13 protein-coding genes are annotated in these 14,380 nt (G+C 62.2%); all 13 read left to right on the forward strand.

Features of this window, described 5'->3' with window-relative positions:
• Positions 1–139 precede the first annotated feature (139 nt).
• From mraZ to ATH90_RS04980, 13 genes are read left to right on the forward strand one after another with little or no spacing between them, the layout of a single operon-like run.
• Entirely contained in the window at positions 140–595 is a 456-nt protein-coding gene (gene mraZ / locus ATH90_RS04920) for a division/cell wall cluster transcriptional repressor MraZ (RefSeq protein WP_003171868.1), read from the forward strand.
• Positions 592–1,539, forward strand: a complete 948-nt coding sequence (rsmH, locus tag ATH90_RS04925) for a 16S rRNA (cytosine(1402)-N(4))-methyltransferase RsmH (RefSeq protein WP_034102246.1) — start codon at positions 592–594, stop codon at positions 1,537–1,539. The genes mraZ and rsmH overlap by 4 nt, the downstream gene beginning before the upstream one ends.
• A complete protein-coding gene (ftsL, locus tag ATH90_RS04930; protein ID WP_010213047.1) occupies positions 1,536–1,829 on the forward strand; it encodes a cell division protein FtsL in 294 nt (97 codons plus the stop codon). Before rsmH ends, ftsL begins: the two co-directional genes overlap by 4 nt.
• Positions 1,829–3,571, forward strand: a complete 1,743-nt coding sequence (locus ATH90_RS04935; RefSeq protein WP_164300045.1) for a peptidoglycan D,D-transpeptidase FtsI family protein — start codon at positions 1,829–1,831, stop codon at positions 3,569–3,571. The genes ftsL and ATH90_RS04935 overlap by 1 nt, the downstream gene beginning before the upstream one ends.
• Positions 3,571–5,034: a UDP-N-acetylmuramoyl-L-alanyl-D-glutamate--2,6-diaminopimelate ligase gene (locus ATH90_RS04940; RefSeq protein WP_034102248.1), complete on the forward strand. Its 1,464-nt coding sequence runs from the start codon at positions 3,571–3,573 to the stop codon at positions 5,032–5,034. The genes ATH90_RS04935 and ATH90_RS04940 overlap by 1 nt, the downstream gene beginning before the upstream one ends.
• The gene (locus ATH90_RS04945; protein WP_069021807.1) at positions 5,027–6,397 is read left to right on the forward strand and encodes a UDP-N-acetylmuramoyl-tripeptide--D-alanyl-D-alanine ligase; all 1,371 of its coding nucleotides are present in this window, start codon (positions 5,027–5,029) and stop codon (positions 6,395–6,397) included. Before ATH90_RS04940 ends, ATH90_RS04945 begins: the two co-directional genes overlap by 8 nt.
• The gene (gene mraY, locus ATH90_RS04950) at positions 6,397–7,479 is read left to right on the forward strand and encodes a phospho-N-acetylmuramoyl-pentapeptide-transferase (protein ID WP_034102250.1); all 1,083 of its coding nucleotides are present in this window, start codon (positions 6,397–6,399) and stop codon (positions 7,477–7,479) included. The genes ATH90_RS04945 and mraY overlap by 1 nt, the downstream gene beginning before the upstream one ends.
• A gap of 6 nt (positions 7,480–7,485) precedes the next feature.
• Positions 7,486–8,832 (forward strand): UDP-N-acetylmuramoyl-L-alanine--D-glutamate ligase, encoded by a 1,347-nt coding sequence (gene murD, locus ATH90_RS04955; protein ID WP_098465798.1) that lies wholly within the window; start codon positions 7,486–7,488, stop codon positions 8,830–8,832.
• Positions 8,829–10,052, forward strand: a complete 1,224-nt coding sequence (gene ftsW / locus ATH90_RS04960) for a putative lipid II flippase FtsW (RefSeq protein ID WP_016974959.1) — start codon at positions 8,829–8,831, stop codon at positions 10,050–10,052. Before murD ends, ftsW begins: the two co-directional genes overlap by 4 nt.
• Positions 10,042–11,112, forward strand: coding sequence for an undecaprenyldiphospho-muramoylpentapeptide beta-N-acetylglucosaminyltransferase (gene murG / locus ATH90_RS04965; protein WP_098465799.1), 1,071 nt, complete (start codon positions 10,042–10,044; stop codon positions 11,110–11,112). The genes ftsW and murG overlap by 11 nt, the downstream gene beginning before the upstream one ends.
• A complete protein-coding gene (gene murC, locus ATH90_RS04970; protein ID WP_034102253.1) occupies positions 11,105–12,550 on the forward strand; it encodes a UDP-N-acetylmuramate--L-alanine ligase in 1,446 nt (481 codons plus the stop codon). Before murG ends, murC begins: the two co-directional genes overlap by 8 nt.
• A complete protein-coding gene (locus ATH90_RS04975; RefSeq protein WP_098465800.1) occupies positions 12,547–13,503 on the forward strand; it encodes a D-alanine--D-alanine ligase in 957 nt (318 codons plus the stop codon). The genes murC and ATH90_RS04975 overlap by 4 nt, the downstream gene beginning before the upstream one ends.
• A gap of 4 nt (positions 13,504–13,507) precedes the next feature.
• Positions 13,508–14,377, forward strand: a complete 870-nt coding sequence (locus ATH90_RS04980; RefSeq protein WP_034102255.1) for a cell division protein FtsQ/DivIB — start codon at positions 13,508–13,510, stop codon at positions 14,375–14,377.
• Positions 14,378–14,380 lie beyond the last annotated feature (3 nt).

Genomic DNA, 14,380 nt, shown 5'->3' on the forward strand with positions numbered 1-14,380 from the left:
CTCCGTTCTGTAAGGCTTTTCCTTGAATCCGCGCCTTGACGGTGTGGTGGGCGCATTCCTATAGTGTGCGCAAGTGGCGGAAAGTGGCACAAAGTGGGTTTTTTGAACGTAAAACGCTAAAATTTGGAGAAACGCATCTGTGTTTCGCGGAGCTAACGCTATCAGTCTCGATGCAAAAGGCCGTCTCGCCATGCCGAGCCGGTATCGTGACGAGCTCATTTCGCGAAGTTCCGGGCAGTTGATCATCACCATTGATGCCGTTGACCCTTGTTTATGTGTTTACCCGCTCGATGAGTGGGAGTTGATCGAAACCAAATTGCGCGCCCTGCCTTCATTGCGTGAAGAAAACCGCCGCCTGCAGCGTTTGCTGATTGGTAATGCCGTCGACCTCGAGCTCGATGGCAGCGGTCGTTTCCTGGTGCCACCGCGGTTACGCGAGTACGCCAAGCTGGACAAGCGCGCAATGCTGGTCGGCCAACTGAACAAGTTCCAATTGTGGGACGAAGATGCCTGGGATGCTGTTTCTGCAGCTGACCTGGCTGCTATTCAACAACCGGGCGCCATGCCTGATGAACTGCGTGATTTGATCCTGTGACTATTGATAGCGGCTTTAACCACATCACCGTACTGCTTGACGAAGCCGTTGAGGCTCTCGCCGTACGCGCGGATGGCTGCTATTTGGATGGCACCTTTGGCAGGGGCGGGCATAGCCGGTTGATACTCAGCCAGCTCGGGCCTGACGGTAAGCTCCTCGGGTTCGACAAAGACCCTCAAGCGATTGCCACCGGGCAAGCGCTAGCGGCCGAAGACGGCCGCTTTGTCGTTGTACAGCGTAGCTTTGCCGAGCTGGGTGCCGAAGTTGCCGAGCGTGGCATGGCGGGCAAGGTGGCCGGGGTTTTGCTCGACTTGGGCGTGTCTTCGCCACAGCTCGACGACCCGGAGCGTGGCTTCAGTTTCATGAACGACGGCCCACTCGACATGCGCATGGACCCGACCCGTGGCATCAGTGCCGCGCAGTTCATCGCCACCGCGCCGGTGGAAGAAATCGCCCGCGTATTCAAGGAATACGGTGAAGAACGCTTCGCCGGCCGCATGGCCCGTGCCGTGGTCGAGCGCCGCGAAATCCAGCCGTTCGAGCGCACTGCCGACCTGGCCGAAGTGCTGAAAGTCGCCAACCCTGCGTGGGAAAAGGGCAAGAACCCGGCCACCCGTGCATTCCAGGGCCTGCGCATTCACGTCAACAACGAATTGGGCGACCTGGAGGCTGGCCTCGAGGCTGCCCTCGAGGCGCTGGAAGTGGGCGGTCGCCTGGTGGTGATCAGCTTCCACTCCCTGGAAGACCGTATCGTCAAACTGTTCATGCGTCGCCTGGTCAAGGGTGAATCCGACAACCTGCCGCGCAACCTGCCGGTACGTTTCGAAGCCTTTGTGCCGAAAATCAAAATCCATGGCAAAGCGCAGTTCGCTTCCGAAGCCGAACTCAAGGCCAACCCACGTTCCCGTAGCGCCGTGATGCGCGTCGCGGAGAAGTTGCGGTGAGCAAGCTTTTCGCCAAGCCCCTCCCGGGCGGCAGCTTCTTTATGTTGCTGCTGTTTGTGGGCGTGCTGATTTCCGCGATTGCGGTGTCGTACAGCGCCCACTACAACCGTCAACTGCTCAACACCCTGTACGGGGAGTTGAGTGTGCGCGACAAGGCGCAAGCGGAGTGGGGGCGGCTGATCCTGGAGCAAAGCACCTGGACGGCCCATAGCCGTATCGAAGTGCTGGCCACCGAACAGCTGAAAATGCACATCCCCGGCGCGGCCGAAGTCCGCATGGTGGCGCCATGATGAAACTTGAGGGCGCACTCTACCCATGGCGCTTCCGCCTGATGCTTGGCTTGCTGGCATTGATGGTCGGTGCGATCACCTGGCGGATCATCGACCTGCAAGTGGTCGACCGTGACTTCCTGATCGGTCAGGGTGATGCTCGCAGCCTGCGTCATATCCCTATTCCTGCGCATCGCGGCCTGATCACCGACCGTAATGGCGAGCCTCTGGCTGTCAGTACACCGGTGACCACCCTGTGGGCCAACGCCAAGGAATTGCAGGTGGCCAAGGACCGTTGGCCGGCGCTCGCTGCCGCCCTGGGCCAGGACCCGAAAGCCTTGGCCGAGCGCCTTGAAGCCCAAGCCAATAAAGAATTCATCTACCTCGTTCGTGGCTTGACGCCTGAACAGGGCCAGCAGGTGCTCGACCTTAAAGTCCCTGGTGTCTACGGCATCGAGGAATTCCGTCGTTTCTACCCGGCCGGTGAAACCACCGCGCATATGGTTGGCTTTACCGACATCGATGACCACGGCCGTGAAGGGGTGGAACTCGCCTACGATGAATGGCTCGCCGGAGTTCCCGGCAAACGACAAGTCATCAAGGATCGGCGCGGCAGACTGATCAAGGATGTCCAGGTCACCAAAAACGCCAAGGCCGGTAAGCCCTTGGCGTTGTCGATTGACCTGCGCCTGCAATACCTGGCCAACCGCGAGCTGCGGAATGCGATCATCGAGAACGGCGCCAAGGCCGGCAGCCTGGTGATCATGGACGTGAAGACCGGCGAGATCCTCGCGATGGTCAACCAGCCGACCTACAACCCCAACAACCGTCGCAACCTGCAGCCGGCGATGATGCGCAACCGCGCGATGATCGACGTGTTCGAACCGGGTTCGACCATGAAAGCCATCTCCATGAGTGCCGCACTGGAGACCGGACGCTGGAAGCCCAGCGACAAGGTCGAGGTGTATCCAGGCACCCTGCAGTTGGGCAAATACACCATTCGTGACGTATCGCGTACCGAAGGTCCGGTGTTGGATCTGACAGGTATCCTGATCAACTCCAGTAACGTAGGCATGAGTAAGGTTGCCTTCGATATCGGCGGCGAAACCATCTACCACCTGGCGCAGAAAATCGGTTTGGGCCAGCCTACCGGCCTCGACTTCCCCGGCGAGCGCGTGGGCAACCTGCCCAACTACCGCGACTGGAAAAAAGCCGAGACCGCCACGCTTTCCTATGGCTACGGCCTGTCGGTGACCGCGATCCAATTGGCTCACGCGTTCTCGGTGCTGGCCAACAATGGCCGCATGGTGCCGTTGAGCCTGATCCACGTCGACGAAGCACCGAAAGCCACCCAGGTGATCCCGGAAAACGTCGCCAAGACCATGCAAGGCATGCTGCAACAAGTGATCGAAGCGCCGCGCGGTGTGTTCCGTGCCCAGGTGCCTGCGTATCACGTGGCCGGCAAGTCGGGTACTGCGCGTAAAACGTCGGTGGGCACCAAGGGCTACGCGGAAAACTCCTACCGTTCGCTGTTCGCCGGCTTCGGCCCGATGAGCGACCCACGCTACGCCATCGTCGTGGTCATCGATGAGCCGAGCAAGGCCGGTTACTTCGGTGGCCTGGTATCGGCGCCAGTGTTCAGCAAAGTGATGTCCGGCACCCTGCGCCTGATGAACATCACGCCGGACAACTTGCCGCCGACCCAACAAGCGAACGCCGGTCCACCGGCCGCTGCCGTGAAAGCCAATGGAGGGCGCGGCTGATGTCTCTTAGCCTGAACAAGATTTTTGCCCATGCCGGTCGCGATCTGTTGATCCGCGAGCTAAGCCTGGACAGTCGTAATGTGCGCGCCGGTGACCTGTTCCTGGCCGTGCCGGGTGGCAAGCTCGATGGCCGTGCGCACATCGCCGATGCGTTGCAACGCGGCGCTGCTGCCGTGGCTTATGAAGTGGAAGGCGCGACTGTGCTGCCGATCACCGACGTGCCATTGATTCCGGTCAAGGGGCTCGCCGCACAGCTGTCGGACATTGCTGGGCGCTTTTATGGCGACCCGAGCCGCCAACTCAACCTGGTCGGCGTCACGGGCACCAACGGCAAGACCAGCGTGACCCAACTGGTTGCGCAGGCCCTTGACCTGCTGGGCCAGCACTGCGGCATCGTCGGCACCCTCGGCACCGGTTTCTACGGCGCGCTGCAAAGCGGCCTGCACACCACGCCGAACCCGATCGCCGTGCAAGCGACCCTGGCCGACCTGAAAAAAGCCGGCGCCAAGGCAGTTGCCATGGAAGTGTCGTCCCACGGCTTGCACCAGGGGCGCGTGGCCGCGCTGGCTTTCGATGTGGCGGTGATGACCAACCTGTCCCGCGATCACCTGGACTACCACGGCACCATGCAGGCCTACGCTGCCGAGAAGGCCAAGCTGTTTGCCTGGAATGACCTCAAGTGCCGCGTGGTGAACCTGGACGACGAATTCGGTCGCCAGCTGGCCGCCGAAGACCGTGAGTCGCGCCTGATCAGCTACAGCCTGGAGGACGCGAGCGCTTACCTGTATTGCCGTGAAGCCCAATTCAATGACGAAGGCGTGCGCGCCACGCTGGTGACGCCGCAGGGCGAGCACCATTTGCGCAGCAGCCTGCTGGGGCGCTTCAACCTGAGCAACGTCCTTGCCGCCGTTGGCGCGTTGCTCGGCCTGGATTACGCCCTGGATGAAATCCTGCGTGTGCTGCCGAAGCTGGAAGGCCCGGCCGGTCGCATGCAGCGCCTGGGTGGCGGCACCCAGCCGCTGGTGGTGGTCGATTATGCCCATACGCCCGACGCCCTGGAAAAAGTCCTGGTGGCCCTGCGCCCCCACGCCAAGGGCAAATTGCTGTGCCTGTTTGGTTGTGGCGGTGATCGTGATCGCGGCAAGCGTCCATTGATGGCCGAGATCGTCGAGCGCCTGGCCGATGGCGTACTCGTGACCGACGACAACCCGCGCAGCGAAGACCCGAGCCAGATTTTCGACGATATCCGTGTTGGCTTCAAAGACGGGTCCAAGGCCACGTTCGTCGCCGGTCGCGGTGCGGCCATTGCCCAATTGATCGCCAGCGCCAGCGCTGACGACGTAGTAGTGCTGGCCGGTAAAGGCCACGAGGACTATCAGGAAATCAATGGCGAACGCCATGCCTTCTCCGATCTGGTCGAGGCCGATCACGCCTTGACCGCATGGGAGGTCGCCCATGCTTAAAGCAATGACATTCAGCGAACTGACCCAGGCCCTGTCGGCCCGTGTCCTGTCGAGCGATTGCAGCTTCGACGGCGTCAGTATCGACAGTCGCAACATCAAGCCGGGGCAGTTGTTTGTCGCGCTGGCTGGCCCGCGCTTCGATGGTCACGACTACCTGAATGAAGTCGCCGCCAAAGGCGCCGTCGGCGCTTTGGTGCAACGCGAAGTAGCGGACTCCAGGCTGCCGCAGCTGTTGGTCGCCGACACCCGCCTGGCCCTCGGCCAGCTCGGCGCGTTGAACCGCGCCGCATTCACCAATCCCGTTGCCGCCATCACCGGCTCCAGCGGCAAGACCACGGTCAAGGAGCTGCTCGCCGGCGTGCTGCGTACGCGCGGCCCGGTGCACGCCACCCGTGGCAACCTGAACAATGATTTCGGCGCACCGCTGACCCTGCTTGAACTGGCGCCGGAACACACCGCGGCGGTGATCGAACTGGGCGCCTCGCGCGTCGGCGAAATCGCCTACACCGTGGCGCTGACCAAGCCCCACGTTGCGATCATCAACAACGCGGGTACCGCCCACGTCGGCGAGTTCGGCGGCCCGGAAAAAATCGTCGAGGCCAAGGGTGAAATCCTTGAAGGCCTCGATGCGTCGGGCACTGCTGTGTTGAATCTCGACGACAAGGCCTTCGAAACCTGGCGTGTACGCGCCGCCGGGCGCAAGGTCCTGACGTTTGCCGTGCTCAACGCTGCGGCTGATTTCCATGCATCCAACATCACGGTCGATGCCCGTGGTTGCCCGTCCTTCACCTTGCATACCCCGCAAGGCAGCGAGCACGTCCAGCTGAATCTGCTGGGCAACCATAACGTCGCCAATGCCTTGGCCGCCGCCGCCGCCGCATACGCCCTGGGCGTTTCGCTGTTCGGTATCGCCACAGGCCTGGGTGCGGTGCAGCCGGTCAAGGGCCGCACTGTTGCTCAGCTTGCGACCAATGGCATGCGGGTGATCGATGACACCTACAACGCTAACCAGTCCTCGGTCTGTGCTGCCATCGACCTGCTCAAGGGCTTTGCCGGTCGCAAGGTGCTGGTGCTGGGCGATATCGCCGAACTGGGCGACTGGGCCGAACAGTCCCACCGCGAAGTCGGCGCCTACGCGGCGGGCAAAGTCGACGCTCTCTATGCCGTCGGCAAGAACATGGCCCACGCCGTCGACGCCTTTGGCCCCGGCGCGGTGCATTTTGCGACACAGGCCGAGCTGATCCAGGCGCTGACGGCGGCTGAACACGACACACACACAACCATTTTGATCAAGGGATCGCGCAGCGCGGTGATGGAAAACGTCGTCGCGGCCTTGTGTGGCTCAAGTACGGAGAAACATTAATGCTGCTGCTGCTGGCTGAGTATCTGCAACAGTTCCACAAAGGCTTCGCGGTCTTTCAGTACCTGACCCTGCGCGGGATCCTGGGTGTGCTGACCGCGTTGTGTTTGTCGCTGTTCCTGGGGCCGTGGATGATCCGCACCCTGCAGAACCTGCAAATTGGTCAATCGGTTCGTAATGACGGCCCGCAGTCGCACCTGTCCAAATCCGGCACCCCGACCATGGGCGGCGCGCTGATCCTGTCGTCCATCGGCGTCAGCACCTTGCTGTGGGCTGACCTGCACAACCGCTACGTGTGGGTGGTGCTGTTGGTGACCCTGCTGTTTGGCGCCATCGGTTGGGTGGATGACTACCGCAAGGTGATCGAGAAGAACTCCAAGGGCCTGCCCAGTCGCTGGAAGTATTTCTGGCAGTCGGTGTTCGGTCTCGCTGCCGCGATCTTCCTTTACATGACAGCGCCAAGCGCAGTGGAAACGACCTTGATCATTCCGATGCTCAAGGACGCCAGCATTCCACTGGGCATCGGCTTCGTGGTGCTGACCTACTTCGTGATCGTCGGCTCCAGCAACGCGGTCAACCTCACCGACGGTCTCGACGGCCTGGCGATCATGCCGACGGTGATGGTGGGCGGCGCGCTCGGCATCTTCTGCTACCTGTCGGGTAACGTGAAATTCGCTGAATACCTGCTGATCCCGTATGTACCGGGTGCAGGTGAATTGATTGTGTTCTGCGGCGCGCTGATTGGTGCAGGCCTGGGCTTCCTATGGTTCAACACCTATCCCGCACAAGTCTTCATGGGCGACGTTGGCGCGTTGGCGCTGGGCGCTGCCTTGGGCACCATCGCGGTGATCGTTCGCCAGGAAATCGTGTTGTTCATCATGGGCGGTGTGTTCGTGATGGAAACCCTGTCGGTGGTCATCCAGGTGGCTTCCTTCAAATTGACCGGGCGCCGTGTGTTTCGCATGGCGCCAATTCACCACCACTTTGAACTCAAGGGCTGGCCTGAGCCACGTGTGATCGTCCGCTTCTGGATCATCACCGTGATTTTGGTGCTGATCGGCCTTGCCACCCTGAAACTGAGGTAGAAACGAGTGTCCCTGATCGCTTCAGACCACTTCCGCATCGTTGTCGGCCTCGGCAAGAGCGGCATGTCCCTGGTTCGCTTCCTGGCGAACCGGGGCAAGCCGTTTGCCGTGGCCGATACGCGGGAAAATCCACCGGAGCTGGTCACGCTGCGCCGTGACTACCCGCACGTGGAAGTGCGTTGTGGCGAGCTGGATGTCGAGTTTCTGTGCCGCGCCGATGAGCTCTACGTGAGCCCCGGCCTGGCCCTGGCGACACCGGCCCTGCAAGCCGCTGCGGCCCGTGGCGTGAAGCTGTCCGGCGATATCGACCTGTTCGCGCGTAACGCGAAGGCACCGATCGTGGCCATCAGCGGTTCCAATGCGAAAAGCACCGTGACCACCCTGGTCGGCGAGATGGCGGCTGCGGCCGGCAAGCGCGTGGCCGTGGGCGGCAACCTCGGTACACCGGCGCTGGACCTGCTCAGCGACGACGTCGAGCTGTACGTGATGGAGCTGTCGAGCTTCCAGCTGGAAACCACCCACGACCTCGGTGCCGAAGTGGCCACCGTGTTGAACGTGAGTGAAGACCACATGGACCGCTACAGCGGCCTGCCGGCGTACCACCTGGCCAAGCACCGGATCTTCCGTGGCGCCAGGCAAGTGGTGGTCAATCGCCAGGACGCCCTGAGCCGTCCGTTGATGGGCGAGGGCCTGCCGTGCTGGACCTTCGGCCTGGGCAAACCCGACTTCAAGGCCTTCGGTATTCGCGAAGAGAACGGCGAGAAATACCTGGCCTTCGAATTCCAGAACCTGATGCCCGTCCGCGAACTGAAAATCCGGGGCGCGCACAACCAGTCCAACGCCCTGGCCGCGCTGGCATTGGGGCATGCCGTTGGCCTGCCATTTGATGCCATGCTGTCGGCGCTGCGTACCTTTGGCGGCCTCGAGCATCGCTGCCAGTGGGTGCGCGATCTGAATGGCGTGAGCTATTACAACGACTCCAAGGCCACCAACGTCGGTGCCGCCCTGGCGGCGATCGAAGGCCTCGGCGCCGATATCGACGGCAAGCTGGTGCTGATCGCCGGCGGCGACGGCAAGGGTGCCGACTTCAAGGACCTCAAAGGCCCGGTGGCTGAACACTGCCGCGTCGTGGTGCTGATGGGGCGCGACGCTGGCCTGATCGCCGCTGCCTTGGGTGATGCCGTGCCGCAAGTACGCGCCACCTCGCTGGACGATGCCATTGCCCAATGCAAAGCCCTGGCGCAGCCGGGCGATGCGGTGCTGCTGTCGCCGGCGTGCGCCAGTTTCGACATGTTCAAGAACTACGAAGAGCGCGGCCAGCTGTTCGCCCGCGCCGTGGAGGCCTTGGCATGAGTATCAATTTCAGAAACATCATCAAGCCGTACCCGTCGCCGATCATTACCGGGCGTGGTATCGACCTTGATTTTCCGATGCTTGCCGGTTGCCTGGCATTGCTCGGCCTGGGCCTGGTGATGATCACGTCGGCGTCTTCCGAAGTGGCCGCCGTGCAGTCGGGCAACACCCTGTACATGATGATCCGTCACCTGGTGTACCTGGTGATCGGCCTGGGCGCGTGCATCGTCACCATGATGATTCCTATCGCCACCTGGCAACGCCTGGGTTGGTTGATGCTGATCGGCGCGTTCGGCTTGCTGATCATGGTGATCCTGCCCGGCATTGGCCGGGAGGTGAACGGTTCGATGCGCTGGATCGGCTTCGGCGCCTTCAACGTGCAGCCGTCGGAAATCGCCAAGGTGTTCGTGGTGATCTACCTTGCGGGCTACCTCGTGCGTCGCCAGAAAGAAGTGCGCGAAAGCTGGATGGGCTTCTTCAAGCCGTTCATCGTGCTGCTGCCGATGGCCGGCCTGTTGCTGATGGAGCCTGACTTCGGTGCCACCGTCGTGATGATGGGAGCGGCGGCGGCGATGCTGTTCCTCGGCGGTGTGGGCCTGTTCCGTTTCACCTTGATGGTGGTGCTGGCCGTGGCCGCCGTGACCATCCTGGTGCAGGCACAGCCCTACCGGATGGCGCGTCTGATCACCTTTACCGACCCATGGTCCGATCAGTTCGGTTCCGGCTACCAGTTGACCCAGGCCTTGATCGCCTTCGGTCGTGGTGAATGGCTGGGCGTGGGCCTGGGCAACAGTGTGCAGAAGCAATTCTACCTGCCGGAAGCCCACACCGACTTCGTGTTCTCGGTCCTCGCCGAAGAGCTTGGCGTGGTCGGTTCGCTGTGCACCGTCGCGCTGTTCGTGTTCGTGTGTGTACGCGGCATGTACATCGGCTTGTGGGCCGAGAAGGCCAAACAGTATTTCGCCGCCTATGTGGCGTATGGCTTGTCGTTCCTGTGGATCGGCCAGTTCCTGATCAACATTGGTGTGAACGTCGGCCTGCTGCCGACCAAGGGCCTGACCTTGCCGTTCCTCAGTTACGGTGGCAGTTCGTTGGTGATCTGCTGCGCGTGCCTGGGCTTGTTGCTGCGCATCGAGTGGGAGAGCCGAACCCACCTGGGCAGCGAAGAGATGGAGTTCAGCGAAAGCGACTTTGCCGAGGAGCCGACCCATGGGCGCTAATGTGCTGATCATGGCGGGCGGCACCGGGGGCCATGTGTTCCCGGCCCTGGCGTGTGCGCGGGAATTCCAGAACCGTGGCTACACCGTGCACTGGCTGGGCACACCGCGTGGCATCGAAAACGAATTGGTGCCGAACGCCGGCTTGTCGCTGCATTTGATCAACGTCACCGGCCTGCGTGGCAAGGGCAAGTTGTCCCTGCTCAAGGCACCGTTCGTGTTGCTCAAGGCGGTGTGGCAAGCGCGCAAGCTCATGCGTGAATTGAAACCGGTGTGCGTGCTCGGCTTTGGCGGTTACGTGACCGGCCCGGGTGGTGTCGCCGCCAGGCTTGCCGGCGTGCCGGTGATCGTGCACGAGCAGAACGCCGTTGCCGGTACCGCTAACCGCCTGCTGGTGCCCTTGGCGGCGCGGGTGTGTGAAGCGTTCCCGAATACCTTCAGTGCGTCGCACAAGCGCCGTACCACCGGCAACCCGGTGCGCACCGAACTGTTCATGGACATCGCCCGCCAGGCGCTGGTCGGGCGCAAGGCACACCTGCTGATCCTGGGCGGAAGCCTGGGCGCCGAGCCGCTGAATAAATTGCTGCCGCAAGCGCTGGCGCAACTCCCTGTGGAATTGCGTCCGGAGATCTTCCACCAGGCTGGCAAGAATCACGATGAAGTCACCGCCACTCGCTATCGCGAAGCCGGTATAGAGGCAAACGTACAGCCCTTCATCAAAGACATGGCCCACGCCTATGGCTGGGCCGACCTGGTGGTCTGTCGCGCTGGTGCGTTGACCGTCAGTGAACTGGCTGCCGCCGGTCTGCCGTCCTTGCTGGTGCCCTTGCCCCATGCGATCGACGATCACCAGACCCGCAACGCCGAATATTTGGCCGGGGAGGGCGCTGCCTTCCTGCTGCCGCAAAGAACGACTGGCGCCGCCGATTTGGCCGCACGCCTGACCGAGGTTTTGATGCAACCGGAACGACTCAACAGCATGGCGAGCACCGCAAGCCGCTTGGCCAAACCTGACGCAACCCGCACCGTGGTCGATATCTGCCTGGAGGTGGCCCATGGTTGAGAATCAGAAAGCCATGCCGCAACCGGAAATGCGCCGTATCCGTCGCATCCACTTCGTCGGTATCGGCGGCGTGGGCATGTGCGGCATCGCCGAAGTGTTGCTGAACCTGGGCTACCAGGTGTCCGGCTCCGACTTGAAAGAGTCGCCGGTCACTGATCGCCTGAAGTCCTTCGGCGCACAGATCTTTATCGGCCACCGCGCCGAGAACGCCGCCGAGGCTGACGTGCTGGTCGTCTCCAGTGCCGTGAACACCTCCAACCCGGAAGTGGCCACCGCCCTCGAGCGCCGCATTCCCGTGGTGCCACGCGCCGAGATGCTGGCTGAGCTGATGCGTTACCGCCACGGCATCGCCGTCGCCGGTACCCATGGCAAAACCACCACCACCAGCCTGATCGCCTCGGTGTTCGCCGCCGGTGGCCTGGACCCGACGTTCGTCATCGGTGGCCGCCTGAATGCAGCCGGCACCAATGCCCAGCTCGGCACCAGCCGCTACCTGATCGCCGAAGCCGATGAAAGCGATGCCAGCTTCCTGCACCTGCAGCCGCTGGTGGCCGTGGTCACCAACATCGACGCCGACCACATGGCGACCTACGACGGTGACTTCAACAAGTTGAAGAAAACCTTCGTCGAGTTCCTGCACAACCTGCCGTTCTACGGTCTGGCCGTGGTGTGCCTGGACGATCCGGTGGTGCGTGAAATCCTGCCGCTGGTCAAGCGTCCTACCGTGACCTACGGCTTCAGCGAAGACGCCGATGTGCGTGCGATCAATGTGCGCCAGGAAGGCATGCAGACCTTCTTCACGGTACTGCGCCCGGATCGCGAGCCACTGGATGTGTCGGTGAACATGCCGGGCAACCACAACGTACTCAATTCCCTCGCGACCATCTGCATTGCCACCGATGAGGGCGTCAGCGACGAAGCCATCGTCGAAGGCCTGTCGCGCTTTGCCGGCGTGGGCCGTCGCTTCCAGGTCTACGGCCAGTTGCCGGTAGAAGGCGGTGACGTAATGCTGGTGGACGACTACGGTCACCACCCGACCGAAGTCGCCGCCGTGATCAAGGCCGTGCGCGGTGGCTGGCCGGAGCGCCGCCTGGTGATGGTCTACCAGCCGCACCGCTACAGCCGTACCCGCGACCTGTACGACGACTTCGTCAATGTACTCGCCGATGCCAACGTGCTGCTGTTGATGGAAGTCTACCCGGCCGGTGAAGAACCGATCCCGGGCGCCGACAGCCGCAAGCTGTGCAACAGCATCCGTCAGCGTGGGCAGTTGGACCCGATCTACATCGAGCGTGGTGTGGACCTTGCGCCGATCGTCAAGCCACTGCTGCGTGCCGGCGACATCCTGCTGTGCCAGGGCGCCGGTGATATCGGCGGCCTTGCGCCGAAATTGCTCGCGAGCCCGCTGTTCGCTGCCGTGCAGGGGAAGTCGAAATGACCACGAATTACGACGCCCTGTTCTCCACCCTCACGCCTGCCGACTTCGGCCGTGTGGCGGTACTGTTCGGCGGCAAGAGCGCCGAGCGTGAAGTGTCGCTCAAGTCCGGCAATGCTGTGCTCCAAGCCCTGCAAAGCGCCGGTGTGAACGCGTTCGGCATCGACGTCGGTGATGATTTCCTCGCCCGCCTGCAGGCTGAGAAGATCGACCGCGCCTTCATCATCCTGCATGGCCGTGGCGGTGAAGACGGCAGCATGCAAGGCCTGTTGGAGTGCGCTGGCATCCCTTACACCGGCAGCGGCATTCTCGCCTCGGCACTGGCGATGGACAAGTTGCGCACCAAGCAGGTATGGCACAGCCTGGGTATTCCAACCCCGCGTCACAGTGTGCTGTGCAGCGAAGACGATTGTATTTCTGCAGCCAAGGAACTGGGCCTGCCTTTGATCGTCAAACCAGCCCATGAAGGCTCCAGTATCGGCATGGCCAAAGTGAACTCGGCCGCCGAATTGATCGACGCATGGAAAGCGGCAAGTACCTACGATTCGCAAGTGTTGGTGGAACAGTGGATCCAGGGTCCCGAGTACACCATCGCCACCCTGCGTGGCCAGGTTTTACCGCCTATCGCATTGGGCACGCCCCACACCTTCTACGACTACGACGCTAAATACCTGGCTTCCGATACCCAGTACCGGATCCCATGTGGCCTGGACGCAACCAAGGAAAAAGAATTGATGGACCTCACGGCGAAAGCCTGTGAGGCGCTGGGTATCGCCGGTTGGGCGCGGGCAGACGTGATGCAGGATGACCAAGGGAATTTCTGGTTCCTGGAAGTCAACACCGCTCCCGGCATGACCGACCACAGCCTGGTACCTATGGCCGCCCGTGCCGCCGGCCTGGATTTCCAGCAGTTGGTGCTGGCGATCCTGGCCGCAAGCATCGAGCCTCGAGGCTAAGCACATGAACGGCGCATCGCTTCGTCATCAGCCCCCACAAGCACCCGGCCGCAAGCCGGTGCCACGGGGTGCCAGCCGAATGGTGGCTAAAGAGCCGATGTCGGCGCGCCTGCCGAAAGCCAATTTTGGTTTCCTCAAGGCGTTGTTCTGGCCTGTGCTGCTGGTGGTGTTGGGCTTCGGAACCTACGAGGGCGCCCAGCGTCTGTTGCCGTATGCCGACCGGCCGATCACCAAGATCAGCGTGCAGGGCGACTTGAGCTACATCAGCCAGCAAGCGGTACAGCAGCGCATTGGCCCATACCTGGCGGCGAGCTTCTTCACCATCGACCTGGCCGGTATGCGCGCGGAGCTGGAGCAGATGCCGTGGATCGCCCACGCCGAAGTCCGCCGCGTATGGCCGGACCAGGTGACGATCCGCCTGGAAGAGCAACTGCCCGTGGCCCGTTGGGGTGACGAAGCATTGCTGAACAACCAGGGCCAGGCATTCACCCCGCGTGAGCTGGCCAACTACGAGCACCTGCCGCAGCTGTTCGGGCCGCAGCGGGCGCAGCAGCAAGTGATGCAGCAGTACCAGGCCTTGAGCCAGATGCTGCGGCCACTGGGCTTCTCCATTGCACGCCTGGAACTGCGTGAACGGGGCAGCTGGTTTTTGACGACCGGGGCAGGCAGTTCCGGCCCGGGCATCCAGTTGTTGCTGGGACGCGACCGCTTGGTGGAAAAGATGCGCCGTTTCATTGCCATCTATGACAAGACCTTGAAAGAACAGATTACGAACATTGCGAGCGTCGACCTGCGTTACGCCAACGGCCTTGCCGTCGGCTGGCGTGAACCGGCTGCGCCCACGGCAGCGCAACCCGCTGTCGCGAAGAATTAAGAA

This window comes from Pseudomonas lurida, assembly GCF_002563895.1.
Lineage (GTDB): Bacteria > Pseudomonadota > Gammaproteobacteria > Pseudomonadales > Pseudomonadaceae > Aquipseudomonas > Aquipseudomonas lurida.

Bases quoted from the DNA above. Each gene is read 5' to 3' on its own strand.
- ATH90_RS04935 (WP_164300045.1), top strand. From the start codon at position 1,829: ATGAAACTTGAGGGCGCACTCTACCCATGGCGCTTCCGCCTGATGCTT.
- ATH90_RS04940 (WP_034102248.1), top strand. From the start codon at position 3,571: ATGTCTCTTAGCCTGAACAAGATTTTTGCCCATGCCGGTCGCGATCTG.
- ATH90_RS04945 (WP_069021807.1), top strand. From the start codon at position 5,027: ATGCTTAAAGCAATGACATTCAGCGAACTGACCCAGGCCCTGTCGGCC.
- mraY (WP_034102250.1), top strand. From the start codon at position 6,397: ATGCTGCTGCTGCTGGCTGAGTATCTGCAACAGTTCCACAAAGGCTTC.
- ftsW (WP_016974959.1), top strand. From the start codon at position 8,829: ATGAGTATCAATTTCAGAAACATCATCAAGCCGTACCCGTCGCCGATC.
- murG (WP_098465799.1), top strand. From the start codon at position 10,042: ATGGGCGCTAATGTGCTGATCATGGCGGGCGGCACCGGGGGCCATGTG.
- murC (WP_034102253.1), top strand. From the start codon at position 11,105: ATGGTTGAGAATCAGAAAGCCATGCCGCAACCGGAAATGCGCCGTATC.
- ATH90_RS04975 (WP_098465800.1), top strand. From the start codon at position 12,547: ATGACCACGAATTACGACGCCCTGTTCTCCACCCTCACGCCTGCCGAC.
- ATH90_RS04980 (WP_034102255.1), top strand. From the start codon at position 13,508: ATGAACGGCGCATCGCTTCGTCATCAGCCCCCACAAGCACCCGGCCGC.